4 protein-coding genes are annotated in these 17922 nt (G+C 45.7%); all 4 read right to left on the bottom strand.

The features are described 5' to 3' along the window. Positions 1-109: 109 nt before the first annotated feature. Entirely contained in the window at positions 110-5416 is a 5307-nt protein-coding gene (locus ACBP55_RS10455) for a GH92 family glycosyl hydrolase (RefSeq protein WP_464651324.1), read from the bottom strand. A 503-nt stretch (positions 5417-5919) separates the two neighbouring features. Further along, positions 5920-11433 (bottom strand): carbohydrate-binding protein, encoded by a 5514-nt coding sequence (locus ACBP55_RS10450; protein ID WP_464651322.1) that lies wholly within the window; start codon positions 11431-11433, stop codon positions 5920-5922. Positions 11434-12027: 594 nt separating this feature from the next. Beyond that, a complete protein-coding gene (locus tag ACBP55_RS10445; RefSeq protein ID WP_464651321.1) occupies positions 12028-17364 on the bottom strand; it encodes a carbohydrate-binding protein in 5337 nt (1778 codons plus the stop codon). Beyond that, positions 17364-17534 (bottom strand): hypothetical protein, encoded by a 171-nt coding sequence (locus ACBP55_RS10440; RefSeq protein ID WP_464651319.1) that lies wholly within the window; start codon positions 17532-17534, stop codon positions 17364-17366. The genes ACBP55_RS10445 and ACBP55_RS10440 overlap by 1 nt, the downstream gene beginning before the upstream one ends. Positions 17535-17922: the final 388 nt, after the last annotated feature.

The following is a 17922-nucleotide window of genomic DNA, read 5'->3' as shown; positions in this document are numbered from 1 at the left end:
GCACCTTCCATATTGGATATAGGCTACTTGAGTTGTTACAATCATTCGTCAAAATAAATAGAGGGGAGAAAATAATTCTCCCCCCCACTTTATGCTTGATAAATATTTTTTATTGCAAGATCGCTCTGGCTACAATAGCAAGGTCTGTAATGTCAACTTTGCCGTCATGGTTTACATCCGCTTTCTCATTCCAGCCCGATTGACCTTGTTGTTTGCCGTAAACACCTGCAACTAAAGCCAAGTCTCCAACTGAGACACCGCCTCCATTGATATCTGCGGTTATTTTCTTGCTTGTGAACACTTGAATTGCCGCTTCCAGTGCGGTTTTCGCGCTATCCACCTGCTGCTGCGTTGCATTCGAAGCGTTTGCTGCAGCATTAGCTGCATCGATAGCCGACTGCAATTGCGCTTTGGAGCCAATCGCATACAGTCCATCTCCATTGCCTTCCACAGCTGCATCGTACTTCGCCTGAGCGTTCGTGATCGTTGCATTCAAGAGCAACTTATCTACAGGTGTACTAGGTAAAGTAATCTGTATCTCGCGGGAGGAACCGCCAACCTGCAACTCATTCGACTGTGCATTAGCAATCACAACATTGCCTACAGAAATGGTTGTATTGGTTGCCTGGTTTACAGATTTGACAGTAAATTTGAATTTTAACGAATCACCTTCTGTAAGCACATCTTGGTTTTCGGACGCGCGTGCAGCAATAATCCGGATATGTCCCGGTACCGCTTCTCTTTGATCGATGACTTGAAATCCGTTTTTAAGTGATTCAACGGAATCAAACTGCAAACTCGTCGGATCATAGTGAAGAGTCAAATCTAGAGCATACATTTTCTGGTATACACTTTGCGTAACGCTGCTTAAACCCATCGTTACATCATACACCTGGCCAGCGTTCACCTGCTGTAAACCTGTCAATGTAGACTGAGGCATTGGCGCTGGCAGCACAGTCACGCTGACGCTTGTTGTCAATGCTACGTTGTTCGGATTTACCACTCCGGCAGGCAGCGTTACAGTTCCGCTTACGGTGAATGTCTGCTGCGTCCTTACAGCCGGATCATAGCTTGAACCGTCTACATTCCATGCCACATTGGCATTCGCACTTCCTTTATCTGTAACGAGCTCTGTCGTTGCAGGCAATCCAAGGGCAGCTGCCGTCTTCGCCGTACCGCTCACCACTCCTGTAATTGCCGCAGGCGTTGTAACGCTCTGAAGCGTTTTATCTGTAGAAGGAGCCTTTAATACCTGGAACTCATAAATTCTTGCCGCTGGATCCGTATTTTGTGTAGGGGTTATAACGTTCAATTTGATGTATCGAGCCGATACCGCAGCTATACTGTCTATCGTTATGCCCTTCGTATTATTGGCTACGTCGACCACCTTACTCCAGTTTGTGCCGTCACTGCTAACCTGAATATTGTAAGCTTTCGTGTTCCATGAGGCGGACTCCCCGCCTTCAGAAGCATGTTTGATGATAAACGCGTTCACGCTCTGCACGGAACCGAGATCAAGTTGCAGCCAAATGTTGCTGGATTTGGAGCACCATTTGCTTCCCGCTAAGATACCGTCCACAGCTTTATTCGCTGTTTCATTGGTACCACACGCACTATCCGATGTTGCCGTTATTTGAGATGAAGGGATCTTACTAACAGTTACGCTAACGCTTGTTGTTAATGGCACATTGTTCGGGTTTGAAACTCCACTAGGCAGGGTAACAGTCCCTGGTACCGTGAAGGTCTGTCCCGTCAAGGTAGTTGGATTGTAGCTAATGCCGCTTAAATCCCAACTCACACTGGCATTCATATTTCCTGACTCAGTTACAAGCACTGCATTTACGGGCAATCCAAGAGCTGCTGCTGTCTTGGACGTTCCGATGTCCACGCCTATGATGGCTGCAGGTGCTGTTATGCTCGTGAGATTCGTTGGCGGCACTTCAGATAACTCAAACCAGTTAATGTTCCAGCCGCCTGTATTGATGGCCAGCCTGATGGTATGCTTGCCGGCACTTAAGTAAACCTTGTCGGATACTGTATTCCAATTTTGCCAGCCTCCGGTTGACGGCAACGATGTTATTTTATTCGAAACACCATCTACTAAGAAATTGACTATGCCTGTACCACTGTTTACTGATACCCTGTAGTCTACTTTGTACAATCCTGATTTTTGCACATTTACAACGTAGTCCATCCAGTCTCCCGGATCTGTATATCCTACATCCTTTGTACCCTCCGAGCTGTTCTCTGTTTGAATCCCAGACATATTCAAATAATTTTCCGCTTCTATTTTTCCAGGTATTTGAGGCGGTCCTAGTACAGTTACACTGATGCTCGTTGTCAATGCAACGTTGTTTGGATTGGTCACCCCTGCTGGCAAGGCTACTGTTCCAGTTATTGTGAAGGTTTGTGCAGTCCCTAGAGCTCGATCATAGCTTGAAGTGTCAACATTCCAAGTCACATCGGCATTCGCATTTCCACTATCGGTAACCATTGTCACCGTTTGCGGCAATCCAAGAGCCCCCGTTGTTTTGGCTACCCCGTTGGACACGCCAGTGATGGCCGCAGGTGTTGGGATGCTCAGCAGCGTTCCAGTTCCAATAACTTTAAGCTCATAAATACGCGCTTGCGTACCCCCGTTTTGTGTCGGTGTAACGATATTCAGCCTGACATACCGGGCATTCAGCGGAACCACCTGATGCAGTCTGTAACCTGACTGATTTCCGGTAACATTGACAACTGTTGTCCAAGTCGTTTGATCATTGCTGACTTGAATGTTGTAATCCCTGGTGTTCTGCGCCACATCATCTCCGCCTTCGCCCGCATGTTCGACAATGAAACCGGAGATGTTTTGCGATTGACCCAAATCAATTTGGAGCCAAGGTTTGGAAGAATTCGAGCACCACTTGCTTCCTTTGTATCCAACGCCATCAACAGCTTTAGTCGCATCTTGCGCAGCACTGCACGCATCGCTAGCCGTAGCAGGCTTATTCAGCGCCATATTAAGGCCTAATTCCCCACTCCAATCAAAGGAAGGAGGCGCATCCGACGGGGGACTGCCCCACTCCGTATTTGGCTTATTACCCATCGTGAACTCCAGCGTTGCGCCATTCGCCATCGTATTATAGTCGAGCCAAGTCGAACTAGTTGGACGACCGTTCAGGTTCAAGCTCTGGATATAAGGGTTCGCTCTCGAAGCATTCTTTCCGATAATATGAATTTGCTTGCCAGCGCCCTGCGAGATTCGGATGTCCTCAAATAAAGGACCGTTTAACGTCACGCCGCCAACTCCCGGAACTATCGGGTACATGCCCAAAGAGCCCCACACATTTAAAGCCGACATCGCCCCCAAATCATCGTTGCCGAAAAGTCCTTTGGGCAAGTACGAGAATTCCTCTGTAATAACGCGGCGTACGACTTCCTGTGTTTTATAGGGAGCACCCAAAAAGTTGTATAACCACGGCACATGGTGCTCCGGTTCATTTGATATGAACGCATAAGGACTGTTGGGCCCGTCATCCAACTTAGTGAAATGTACATCAAGTCGTTCGATCGCTTTGGCATTCCCGCCCATCTTGTCCGCCAGGGAACGGATATTGAACGGAATCATCCACGTATATTGGGCAGAGTTGCCTTCTACGAACCCATCATAAAATGCGTTATTACATGTCGGGCAAAAGCTGGAAATAAACGTGCCATCCGCATTTTTGGGTCGAATATATGTGGTATCCATATCAAATAAGTTTTTCCAGTATTGAGCATGCTTCATATATTGCGAATATTTCTCGGTGTCTCCTACTGCTTGGGCAAACTGTGCGATTGCAAAGTCCGCCGAGTTATATTCCATTGCTGTCGATGTAGCTCCAAAAAAATCGTAGCCGCCAGTTACTGGAATATATCCGTTAGCTAAATAACGATCGAGACCTGCCCTGGTCAAATAATCGCGGGTGCTCTTCACAAAAGGTTGAGAAGCGCCTTTGTTCATGGCTGTTAAAGCGTCCTCGAGATTGAAATTCCTTGCACCGAAGGCGTACATGTTGGCAACAATGATCGCGCCTGGATCCCCGACCATGACATTGGAGTCTTCATTAAGGACCGGCCATTTGGGGAAACCGCCTCCGCCTTGCATAGCCGCATCTACAAGCGATTGCGCCATATCGCTGGCTTCTTCGGGATTAATGAGAGCCTGCAATTGCATTTGGGAACGATAAATATCCCACCCGGAATACGTAGCGTACTCTTTATGTCCGGGAACAACCGTATGGACTTGTTTATCAAAGCCTCGATACTGTCCATTGGCATCGCTATAAGTCGCAGGAAATTGCATCGTATGGTACAGGGTCGTGTAAAAAGTCCGGGCATCATCCTTTGTCGCTTCCGTCACCGATACCTGTATACGGTTCAACTTCTCGTTCCAAGCTTGGGAAGCAGCCTGTTTGACCGTATCGAAATCCCAATTCGGATTCTCTTGCGTCATATTGTCCAGCGCATTCTCGATACTTACGTAGGAAATGGCCGTTTTGACTTTGACCGTTGGATTAGAGGCCGTGTCAAAGGTCAGATAAGCCCCCGTTTGTCCTCCTTCCGCCAGCGTAGAACCAGCTGTAACCGTTGCACCCTTCCACGTTCCTGAGCTAACGAAAGGACGGTCGAATTCAACCGCAAAATACAATTTGTACGTATTGACCTTGCCTCCGCAAAACCCTCCGCTATCCACAACCCCCATTAATCGATGATCATTCACGATATTGATTTGCGAATTAGTTTTGATCGTTTGAAAATCATAAGGGCTTGTGCTATTCTGACCCGGATTAACGAGCATCATAGCTTGATTCGATGCAGGATAGGTGAAATTGCCGATTCCCGTTCGTGTCGTTGCTGTTAAATCGACCTGAATAGGACCCGCTTGATTACGGTCCAATCTAACGCTGTAGCTGCCTGGGGAAGCGGATTCGTTAGTATGGGAAAAGTTTGCTGCGTAGTCGTCAAAGTTAGTTCCGGGGGATCTTCCTATGGGTCCAACCCATGGCATGATCGGTACATCCTGTAAAGCTCTGCAGCCGGCTCCGCTGAGATGGGTTAAACTGAAGCCCTTGATTTGGGTGGCGTCATAATTATATCCACCATATAGCTGATCACCCCAGCTCGTATCCGGGCTCCATTTCATCATGCCAAATGGAACTGCCGCTCCAGGAAAAGTCATCCCTGCGCCGCCACCGGTCCCAAAATCAGCTGCTGCAATTGCGGAGCCCGCGAATGGATTTACATATTGCGTTAGATTCATTGTTGCATCTGCAACTTGGGCAGCCCCGGCAGCTTCAGCAGCTTCGGCTGTCCTTGGCATACTAAACCCAGTAGACAATAAAGCAACTACGAGTGATGCCGATAGGAAAGTAACTAGCTTTTTTTTAAACATCGAAATCCTCCTTAAAAAATGAAATAAAGTTCGCCATTCTAGTGCAGTTAATGGCGCTTTGCGGCGCCAGCGCAGCTATGAGCTTCGTTTGGCAGCCCCTTAAATATGGATGCGTGCTAACACCGAGAGATCATGTCTCGTTTTATTCCCATTGCCCCCCTGACGAAGTCATGAAAGCGTTTTACAACTATTATCTTAAAGAATCAAGACAATGGATATAACGAGGTGAATCTATCATTTATTCCGATTTTCATCCTTAAATATCGATTTAAGTTTTTCTTCATCAATTATTTTGTGAACGCTTTCTATTATATGTGTCTGTGACCGTTCCGATAATGTATCAGATCTATCATTTATACCGTTGTGAAGGCTAAAAAGCAGAAAAATATGATAACGGCAATGAAATGGAGGGAGATAAGTTCCCCCCATTTCATTGCCGATCAATCCTCAATTTTGCTAATGCAGTTAATTCAATTTTCCATTCAACATTGTATGTGGTTGTTCTATTGCAAGATCGCTCTGGCTACAATAGCAAGGTCTGTAATGTCAACTTTGCCGTCATGGTTTACATCCGCTTTCTCATTCCAGCCCGATTGACCTTGTTGTTTGCCGTAAACACCTGCAACTAAAGCCAAGTCTCCAACTGAGACACCGCCTCCATTGATATCTGCGGTTATTTTCTTGCTTGTGAATACTTGAATTGCCGCTTCCAGTGCGGTTTTCGCGCTGTCCACCTGCTGCTGGGTGATATTCGAAGCGTTTGCTGCCGCTTTGGCTGCATCGATAGCCGACTGCAATTGCGCTTTGGAGCCCATCGCATACAGTCCATCTGCATTGCCTTCCACTGCTGCATCGTACTTCGCCTGAGCGTTCGTGATCGTTGTATTCAAGAGCAACTTATCTACAGGCGTACTAGGTACAGTAATCTGTATCTCGCGGGAGGAACCGCCAACCTGCAACTCATTCGACTGTGCATTGGCAATCACAACATTGCCTACAGAAATTGTCGCACTGGTTGCCAGAGTTCTAGATTTGACAGTAAATTTGAATTTTAACGAATCACCTTCTGCAAGCACATCTTGGTTTTCGGACGCGCGTGCAGCAATAATCCGGATATGTCCCGGTACCGCTTCTTTTTGATCGATGACTTGAAATCCGTTTTTAAGTGATTCAACGGATTCGAACTGCAAACTCATCGGATCAAAGTGAAGAGTCAAATCTAGCGCATACATTTTCTGGTATACACTTTGCGTAACGTTGCTTAAACCCATCGTTACATCATACACCTGGCCAGCGTTCACCTGCTGTAAACCTGTCAATGTAGACTGAGGCATTGGCGCTGGCAGCACAGTCACACTGATGCTTGTTGTCGCTCCTACGTTGTTCGGATTTGTCACGCCTGCGGGCAAGGTTACTGCGCCGCTTACTGTGAAAGTCTGCTGAGCAGGCTGCGACGGATCATAGGAGGATGCATCGACATTCCATGCCACACCGGCATTTACGTTTCCTGCATCGATAACCAATACCACGGTTGCAGGCAAGCCTAGCGCTGCCGCTGTTTTTGCCGTACCGTTTGCCACTCCTGTTATCGCTGCTGGCGTTTGAATGCTCACTAAGGTGTTCTCCAGCAGTTTCAGTTCAAATTTATCCAAGTTCCAGCCCGATTCAACGACTTGAAGCCTTATTGTATGCACGCCTTTACTCAAGGTAACCGAGTCGGATACTGTTGCCCAGTTATTCCACCCTCCGGTTGACGATAACGTTGTATCCTTTTGGGAAACGCCATCCACAAGCAACTTAACTTTCCCCGTCTTATTAACGCCTACCGTATATTTTACAGCGTATGTCCCTGTAGTCGAAATATTGACGTTGTAGTCCATCCAGTCATTTGGATCCAAGTATCCTACATGGCTCCCGCCGCTGCCGCCTGATTCAACGACAACATTGGACATTGCCGCATAATTTTCCGCCTCGATCGTTACGCCTGATTGAGGTGGAGGCGAAGCCAGCACAGTCACACTGATGCTTGTTGTCAATGCTACGTTGTTCGGATTCAAGACGCCTGCGGGCAGAGAGACCGTTCCGCCTACGGTGAAGGTCTGCTCCGACGTTTTGGACGGGTCATAGGATGATGCTTCGACATTCCACGCTACATCGGCATTCATGTTTCCTGCATTGGTAACCAATGTAACCGATGCCGGCAATCCAGAAGCTGCCGCTGTTTTTGGCTTACCGTTTGCCACTCCTGTTATCGCTGAAGGCGATGTGATGCTGTTTAATTGATTATCACCAGCGTTCACCAACTCAAACCAGTTGAGGTTCCAACCGCCTCTAGCAACAGACAGCCTCACGGTCTGTGTACCTGCGGCTAATGTTACGGTATCCGAGACAGTAGTCCAGTTTTGCCAACCTCCGGTCGTCGGGATTGAAGTGGTTTTCTTATTAACTCCATTGACCATAAATTGGACCTCGCCTGTAGTATTTCCGGCTACTCTATATTTCACGGTATAGATTCCTTCGGCAGGTACATTAACTACATATTCCATCCAATCGCCGGCATCGATATACGATACGTTCCGACCACCTTCTGAGCTTGACTCCGTTTGAATTCCCGACATGCTTTGGTAGTTTTCAGCCTCAAATTTCCCCAATGTTTGTGCCGGAGTTACTCCTTTCACAGGCGAACTCCATAAAGTGATCCCTGAAGCATCCTTTGCCCTTACCTTGTAGGAATGGGTTGATGTTCCTTCCAATCCCGTGTGCGCATACGGACTGGTTACGTTATTGATAACTCCACCGTCCGCCTCGAGGTCATAGCCCGTTGCACCATCTACAGCATTCCAGGTCACATCCATCTGGGAACTGCTCGATGCATTAGCTGTAAGTCCGTTAGGTACAGTCAGGGAAGTTGCTGTCTTATATACCTGAAACTCCGACAAGCCATTGTTTCCTGTACTACCTGTTACCTGGAATTTGACCCATGTAACATCCTTGGCATCAAATGATACTTCTTTTACTGTGCCATCATTCGGTATTCCTGTTACGATAACAGAACTGCCGTCACTGAATGTAAGTGTCCCTCCTTGTGACCAATCCGAAGTATTCGGGCGGTCATAAAGGAATATGCCATTAATCGTCTGACTACTGCTCCAGTTAAGCTGAATCCACGGATTAGCTTCACCGTTGGATGCCCATTCTCCTGAACCCCATGCACCAATGATGTCATCAGCTACGCTCTGAGGGGCATACTTTTGGTCATTTACAGGATAGGATGATGCTGTAATTGTTGCACTCTGTGCCAGGTTAACAGGTGGTATCGGCAGCGTTGGCACCTGAGGAGCCGTTGTTCCACCATACATGTACAGCTGATCATAATAGCTGACCCCTTTGCCGTCATCAGACCCCAATTCAACGCGATTGAAATTGGTTATTGAGCTCAAGGTCTGAACCTGTACGCCATCCATATACAACTTTACATCGGTACCACTGGTGTAATCCCATTTCAATTCATGCCACCCATACGTACGAGGAATAGAAGTTGCAGTTTCTGTTGAGCCGTCAAGAATAACATAATAGTTTCTGTCTATTGTCGTATCCAAGCCCAAGCCTACTGCATGAACACCATTGTCAACTCTTGCCAGCGATTTAACTGTCGTTGAAATACTTACCCCTGAAGTGTATGGAGCTTGATTTTCGTTTTGCCTGTCAAATAATTTCACAGTAACTATTTTATTGAGTGAACGACCTAGATCCCTGTTCAGGACAGGCTTTAAGCCTGTTACGGCACTATCGCTATCGATTTTCAAGGCTTTCTTGCCGTTAAACACTCCTTCGGACATCCATTCAGTTGTAATTCGAGGTTTAGTTCCTCTGTATACCCACTTGGATAAGTCCAACCCGTTTTCAAAATCATCTTTGAAATAGATATCGGCAGGCTCCTGAAATGTGATTCTTGCTGGCTTATAGATACTAGGAAAATCACCCCCTACTCCTATGTTTGCATAGTCCATCAAAGAATCATTAAACGTACTAAGCTGATTCGTATGTGTACCAAAATCAATGTTTGTGTTTGTATAAGAAATTCTATCACCATTATTAGTTGTCGTTTCTACCTCAGCATTAAAATGCTGCGGGTTTACGATTTTCAGATTGCTTATTACAAACCCGGAAGCGCCCATATCAAGGTTCATTCCGTTTGGCGCTATGTCTCTCATGCTTGGATTGGCCCCTACATTGTCAATGAGCATCTGGTTGATGTAGTTAGGCTTGTAATTTGAGCCGCCCTTATATAAATAGCAGGCGAAGAATGCACCGTCATCCCCACCATCCTGTTGACTGTCGTGCAAGTAGATATATTCGAACGTGTTATGATGCGAATACATATCAGTCATAATATTGAAATTTTTGTCACCGTTCGGAAATGGAGTGCCACCGTTACGACTGACACCGGCAGTGATAAATATTCCTCTTCTCGGCGTGTTGTAGATTTCAAGATGTGACAATGTATTATAACCGGAATTGTTTATTGTGACACCGGAGGTTTGACCAACCAATTGTCCAATATCATGAATAATCGTATTGGTTATTTTGTTATCTCTACTATAGCCGTCCCCATTGGCATCCCCGCCTACTCCGGGATAGCCTCCCTCCAGATTGATACCGCCATGTCCGGTATACTCAATAAGAGAATTAGTGATATTCGTGTACTGGTTTGCAAGATAGAGTTCAATACCGAACATCCCCGCATTTTTTATATGCGTGTTGGTAATCGTGATGTTGTTCGTATTGCTTAAGGTGATTATACCAACCTGAAACTCCACTCTTTCAGACTGTTCGGCGTAAGAAGGCTGTGTGCTTCCTGCTGCCTCTGGCGGGTAATATCCTAAGCCGTCTCCCGCATCTCCCCAGTTCCATGCGTAAGCGTAGTAGTCAGGGAAATTGGTGTCTTTAAATTCTAAACCGCTGAATGTGATATGCGATACCATGCTTGTACGGGAGGCGCCCTTGATGTCAATGATTTTCTCAACGGCAGGAATCACGATGTCCTGATTGCTTATATTGCCGGAACCTGTCACAGGGTAATAATACAGATATCCTGTCTTTTTGTTGAAGTAGTATTCGCCGGGCTGATCCAAGAACCCTAGATTTCCCTGCAAAAAGTATCTTGCATCACTACGTGTAGCGTATTTGGGTCGGTATGCCGCCCTATTATTCGGGTCGGTTTTGTAGTTAATTGTTCGTGTAGATGTATTTACGCTTGCAATCGGAATGGTGTCCGTCATCCAATCCCAGTAACCACCGTCCCACATATATACCTGAGCGTCCAATTCGCCCCGCGTTTGTGCATTTAATAGTCCGGTCATTGATTCTGAATCAATATCACCAGAATTATAGTTGAGAGTACTGATTCCCCCACCAGTTGATCTCATATAGGTTGCAGACGCTGCCGGAAATCTCGGATCGACTGTCAGATTCTTTGTTCGTGCCATAATCGCTCTGGAGTCGTTTACGTATAAGGTATTGAAGTTAATGCCTGTACCAACAAAAGTCTTGTACACACTTCCGGCTGCACCGGCGGGCAGATCTGCATCGACACCCGTACGCGTCACCTGACTCCATGCCGAGGTTACTTTGTTCCCGCCAATGAATTTCGCAGTTCCCAATCCATCCTTATTGGCATAAATGACTCTATGCCCATTTGTTCCCGAATCTCTTTCATCGAAGGAAATCGTATTGTTGACATAGTAATTACCCGAAGCGACATACACGATAATGTCGCCTGTCATATGGCTGTTAATCAAACGCACAGCATCGCGTGCCGCTTGTAAAGTAGCAAATGGGTGGTCGTTTGACCCGTCATTTGTATCGCTGCCTGACGGTGAAACAAAGAACTCCGTTTGTATATCGTTCGAATTCGCACTGGAACCGCTTTCAGATGCCTGAACTTTTATTCCTGAACTAAACAAAGTGGTTAACATGCACAGTAAAAGTAACATATTTAATTGTTTCTTGAACATTAACTCTTCCTCCTAAGGAGACCAACTCCCATTTATCTTGGCCATGCTAATACGCTTGTAAGTTTGAAAATTTCAATTTGCGTATATTAATTCCTCATGTTATCCCTCCCTAATAAAATATACGAATGCATACGCACCGTTAACACATTCATAATTCATTGATTCACAAGCAGACTTTCTCCATCTCGAAGCGGTAAGACTACTTGTACAATTGAATCAACTTATTTATTAGCTGCCTTCCATGCATTCAGTTGCTTTGCTTCTCGGCAATAATCTTGTCTGATTCTACTATTCGAACCCTTACTAAAGAAACAACAAAGATCAAAGAATCCTTCAATTTCTTTAGAAGCACTCATCAAAAATACTAATTTTTCTACAAAATAACAAATAAGCCTTCAAAACCAACAACATAGTGGAATTGAAGACTTTTTTTGAACTTTTTCAATCACGATTTCTTCGTTTTAAAACACCAATGAATGAATGAGTGAAATGAAAGCAGAAATTCACAGAAAATAATTGACTATTCGGAATCGATGCCATAATTGCGAGGGGAGAAAATAAATCTCCCCTCACTGTATATTTGACAAGTATTTATTATTGCAAGATCGCTTTCGCTACGATAGCAAGGTCTGTAATGTCAACTTTGCCGTCATGGTTTACATCCGCTTTCTCATTCCAGCCCGATTGACCTGGTTGTTTGCCGTAAGCAACTGCTACGGAAGCCAAGTCTCCAATTGAGATACCGCCTCCATTGATATCTGCGGTTATTTTCTTGCTTGTGAACACTTGAATTGCCGCTTCCAGTGCGGTTTTCGCGCTATCCACCTGCTGCTGCGTTGCATTCGAAGCGTTTGCTGCAGCGTTAGCTGCATCGATAGCCGACTGCAATAGCGCTTTGGAGCCAATCGCATACAGACCATCTCCATTGCCTTCCACAGCTGTATCGTACTTCGCCTGAGCGTTCGTGATCGTTGCATTCAAGAGTGATTTGTCGACAGTAACAGGTATGCTGATTTGTATATCGCGCGAAGCTCCATTAACCTGAAGTTCATTCCCCTGTCCGTTGGCAATAACAACATTGCCTACAGAAATTGTCGTAGAAGTTGCCTGCGCACCAGATTTGACCGTAAATTTGAATTTTAACGAATCACCTTCTGTAAGCACATCTTGGTTTTCGGACGCGCGTGCAGCAATAATCCGGATATGTCCCGGTACCGCTTCTTTTGAATCGATGACTTGAAATCCGTTTTTAAGTGATTCAACGGAATCGAACTGCAAACTCATCGGATCATAGTGAAGAGTCAAATCTAGCGCATACATTTGCTGGTATACACTTTGCGTAACGCTGCTTAAACCCATCGTTACCTCATACGCCTGGCCAGCGTTCACCTGCGTTAAACCTGTCAATGTAGACTGAGGCACTGATGCTCCTGCATTCACGGTTACAGTGATGCTTGTTGTCAATGCTACATTGTTCGGATTTACCACTTCTGCTGGTAGGGTTACTGTTCCAGGTATAGTGAAAGTCTGTGCCGTCTTTACAGCTGGATCATAGCTTGTTCCTACTACATTCCATGCAACATTGGCATTGACGTTTCCTGCATCGGTAACCACCTGTACTGTTGCTGGCAATCCAAGAGCTGCTGCCGTTTTGGCTGTTCCGTTCGCAACCCCTGTGACCGCTGCGGGTGCCGAGATGCTTGTAATGATTTTGCTATCATCAGCTTCAAAGACATTAATCTCCGCAGCCGATGCCCATCCGTTAACGCCCTGTGTTGCTTCGAGCTTGACATAGGATGCATTGGTCGGAGTAAATGTTACGTATTTCTCCGCACTGTTGTTATCCCAATTTCCACTTGCAACCTTAGTAAAGGTTACCCCATCCGTACTTACATACACGTTATAGCCTGTAATAATTCCGTTGCCTCCTGATTGTCTTGGTAAATATGCGACCTTATTGATCTTGTAGTTTCTTCCAAGGTTCAAGGTAATCGATTGGGGGAGAACGTCAGATTTATCCCACTTTGTATGCCAAATCGTCTGCGGGTTTCCGTCAATCGCCATGGAGGCTGCGTTGTTGTCCCCACCAGTTTCCTGGCTTGTCGCCGTTGCCGTCATTTGAGACTGAGAGATCCTCTTATTCTTAACCGTTGTTACACTAATGCTTGTTGTCAATGGCACGTTGTTCGGGTTTAGGACTCCGGCAGGGAGCAGTGTTACGATTCCTGTTACCGTGAATCTCTGCACCGTCGTCACAGTTGGATCGTAGCTTGTGCCGCTTAAATCCCATGTCACATTTGCATCCACATTTCCCCCATCGGTTACAAGCGTTACTTTGGCAGGCAATCCAAGAGCTGCCGCAGTCTTAGCCGTTCCGACGTCCACTGTTATCGCTGCAGGCGATGTGATGCTGCTTAATTTTCTGTCAGCAACCTTCACCAACTCAAACCAGTTGAAGTTCCAACCGCCTCCAGTAACAGCCAGCCTCACGGTCTGTGTACCTGCGGCCAATGATACGGTATCAGAGACAGTAGTCCAGTTCTGCCAACCTCCGGTTGTCGGGAATGCAGTAGTTTTCTTATTAACTCCGTTGACCATAAATTGGACCCCGCCTGTATTACCATTTGCAGCTACTCTATATTTTACGGTATAAATTCCGTCGGCAGGTACGTTTAATATATAGTCCATCCAATCGCCGGGATCTATCCATCCTACATTTACGCCACCCTCATCGCTTGGCTGTGTCTGTATTCCCGACATGGCATCGTAATCTTCCGCTTCGATTATGCCAGGGACTTGCGGACGCGGCTTAAACTGGATCCAATTCAGGTTCCACCCGTCTCGGGTCGCATAGAGCCGTATCGTTTGCGGCCCTGCTTCCAATGTCACCAAATCGCTTACCGTCACCCAATTTCTCAAGCCGCCTGTGGTCGGGAATGAAGTCGTTTTCAGATTGACTCCGTTCACCTGCAACTGAACTTCGCCAGTTTTCCCCGAGTCAACGGCAACCCGATAATTCAACTTGTAGGTTCCGGCCGCTGGAACATTGACTTTGTAATCCATCCAATCGCCGGCATTAATAGAGCCTACAAGCTGTGTGCCTTCGAAAAGCACAGGAGCAGTCAACGCGCCTTCCGCATTATAGAAATTGGTATAGTTGGTTTCCGAGGGGGCCTCGGTTTGTATGCCGGACATGCCGTCGTAATCTTCCGCTTCGATCACGCCAGGTATCGGAGCTGGCTGTATCGGCAGCGGGCTGGTCGGAGGCGCTACTGCTCCACCATAGATATACAGTTGGTCGTAATAAATCTCGCCCATGCCGTCATCAGAACCCAATTGAACCCGATTAAAATCAGTTATTGTGTTCAAGGTTTTAACCGGCACGCCATCCATGTACAGCTTCGCGTTGGTGCCGCTGGTATAATCCCATTTCATCTCATGCCAGCCATACGCACGCGGAACAGAGGTCGCCGTTTCCGTAGAGCCGTCTAAAACAACATAATGTCCATTATCTACCTTAGTATCGATCCCCATGCCCACAGCGTGCACACCATTATCGACTCTGACGAGCGATTTGATTATCGATGAGAGGTTCATCCAGGCAAGATTAGTCGTTTGCCTGTCAAAGAACTTAACAGTCACATTTTTTTTGAGAGATGTATTAAAATCTCTGTACAACACAGGCTTAAAACCATTAGACTCGACGATTTCTAAAGCTTTTTTTCCGTGAAGAACGCCCTCAGACATCCATCTTGTTGTGATATTAGGCTTTTTCCCTGTATACATCCATTTCGAAAGATCAAGTCCGTTTTCAAAATCGTCTTTAAAATAGATGTCATTCGGTTCTTGGAACGAAGTTCGTACCGGCTGATAAACACTTGGGAAATCAGCTCCGACACCTATGTTTGCATAATCGATTAACGAATCATCAAAGGGCTCGGCTTGGGTGGCGTCTATTAGTAATTCAAGATTAGTATTGAAAAGGGTGATTTTGCTATTATACCCAGTCTTGGACGTGCTGCTCAACTGCCCGTTAAAATGTTGCGTGTTCACGCTTTTTACATTTCGCAATTCCCATCCTGAGGCCCCAATGTCAAAGCTCATTCCGCACGGCGCTATATCCGTCATCGATGGGTTGGCCCCCACGCGATCTATAACCATTTGGTTGATATAGTTTGGTTTATAATTGGTTTGTCCCTTCCATAAATAAGCGGAAAAAAATGCACCGTCATCCCCGCCATCCTGCTGCGCATCATGCAAATAGATATATTCGAAAGTGTTGTGATGCGAATACATATCCGTCATCGGATTAAAATTTTTGTCACCATTTGGAAAGGCAACGTTCGAATTGCGGTTCGGCCCGCCCGTTATAAACAAAGCCCTTCTTGGCGAGTTGTAAATCTCAAGATGTGAAAATGTATTATAACCGGAATTGTTTACTGTGATACCGGAGGTTTGACCAACCAACTGACCTAAATCATGAATAATCGTATTGGTTACTTTGTTATCTCTACTATAGCCGTCCCCATTGGCATCCCCGCCTACTCCGGGATAGCCTCCCTCCAGATTGATACCGCCATGTCCGGTATATTCAATAAGGGAATTATTGATATTCGTGTACTGGTTTGCAAGATAGAGTTCAATACCGAACATCCCCGCATTTTTTATATGCGTGTTGGTAATCGTGATGTTGTTCGTATTGCTTAAGGTGATTATACCAACCTGAAACTCCACTCTTTCAGACTGTTCGGCGTAAGAAGGCTGTGTGCTTCCTGCTGCCTCCGGCGGGTAATATCCTAAGCCGTCTCCCGCATCCCCCCAGTTCCATCCGTAAGCGTAGTAGTCAGGGAAATTGGTGTCTTTAAATTCCAAACCACTGAATGTGATATGTGATACCATGCTTGTACGGGAGGCGCCCTTGATGTCAATAATTTTCTCTACGGCAGGGATCACGATGTCCTGATTGCTTATATTGCCGGAACCTGTCACAGGGTAATAATACAGATATCCTGTCTTTTTGTTGAAGTAGTATTCGCCGGGCTGATCCAAGAACCCTAGATTTCCCTGCAAAAAGTATCTTGCATCGCTACGTGTAGCGTATTTGGGCCGGTATGCCGCCCTATTATTCGGGTCGGTTTTGTAGTTAATTGTTCGTGAAGATGTATTTACGCTTGCAATCGGAATGGTGTCCGTCATCCAATCCCAGTAACCACCGTCCCACATATACACCTGAGCGTCCAATTCGCCTCGAGTTTGTGCATTTAATAGTCCGGTCATTGATTCTGAGTCAATATCACCAGAATTATAGTTGAGGGTACTGACGCCTCCGCCGGCTGATCTCATATAGGTAGCTGATGCATTTGGAAATCTTGGATCGACTGTCAAGTTTTTTGTTCGTGCCATAATCGCTCTGGCATCGTTCACATATAAGGTATTGAAGTTAATGCCTGTACCAACAAAAGTCTTGTACACACTTCCGGCTGCACTGGCGGGCAGATCTGCATCAGCACCTGTGCGCGTTACTGCACTCCATGCTGAAGTTACTTTGTTCCCACCAATGAATTTCGCAGTTCCCAATCCATCTTTATTGGCATAGATGACCCTATGCCCATTTGTTCCCGAATCTCTTTCATCGAAGGAAATCGTTTTGTTGACGTAGTAATTACCCGAAGCGACATACACGATAATGTCGCCTGTCATGTTGCTGTTAATCAAACGCACAGCATCGCGGGCCGCTTGTAAAGTAGCAAATGGGTGGTCGTTTGACCCGTCATTTGTATCGCTGCCTGACGGTGAAACAAAGAACTCAGTTTGTATATCGTTCGAATTCGCACTGGAACCGCTTTCAGATGCCTGAACTTTTATTCCTGAACTTAACAAAGTGGTTAACATACACAGTAACATTAAAATATTTAATTGTTTCTTGAACATTAACATCTTCCTCCTAAGGAGCCCAACTCCCATTTATCTTGGCCTGGGCTACGACGCTTGTATTGACAATAATAACCATCAGTTGCTCCAAACTTAGCTCTTACAAGTCCTGAATAAGATGATGCCGCCATACCGCTTTTCAATTGCTTATATTTAGTATCTCTTGTCATCCCTCCCTTTTTAAATATACGAATGCATGCGGACCGTTAGCGCTTTCATAATTCATTGATTCACAAGTAGACTTCCTCCAGCTCGTAGTCGTACTTCATTGCCATTCACCCTCACAAGTTGTTGTTCACTTATCGTACTATTCATGTTCTTACTAACGAAACAATAAAAATCAAAGAAACCTTCAATTTCTTTAAAAGCACTTATCCAAAATAGTGATTTTCCCTCACAAAATAAATACATAAGCCTTTAAAACCAACAACATAATGAAATTGAAAACTTTTTTCTGAACTTTTCCGAAATCATTTTCTACTTGTACATGACTGCAAGCATCAGTCACTCCTTTTCCTTCCTCCACAAATTCATATAGCCTCTCGGCGAATGCCGAGA

Source organism: Paenibacillus sp. WG02 (assembly GCF_055396115.1).
This window is presented reverse-complemented; position numbering and strand designations above follow the sequence as displayed.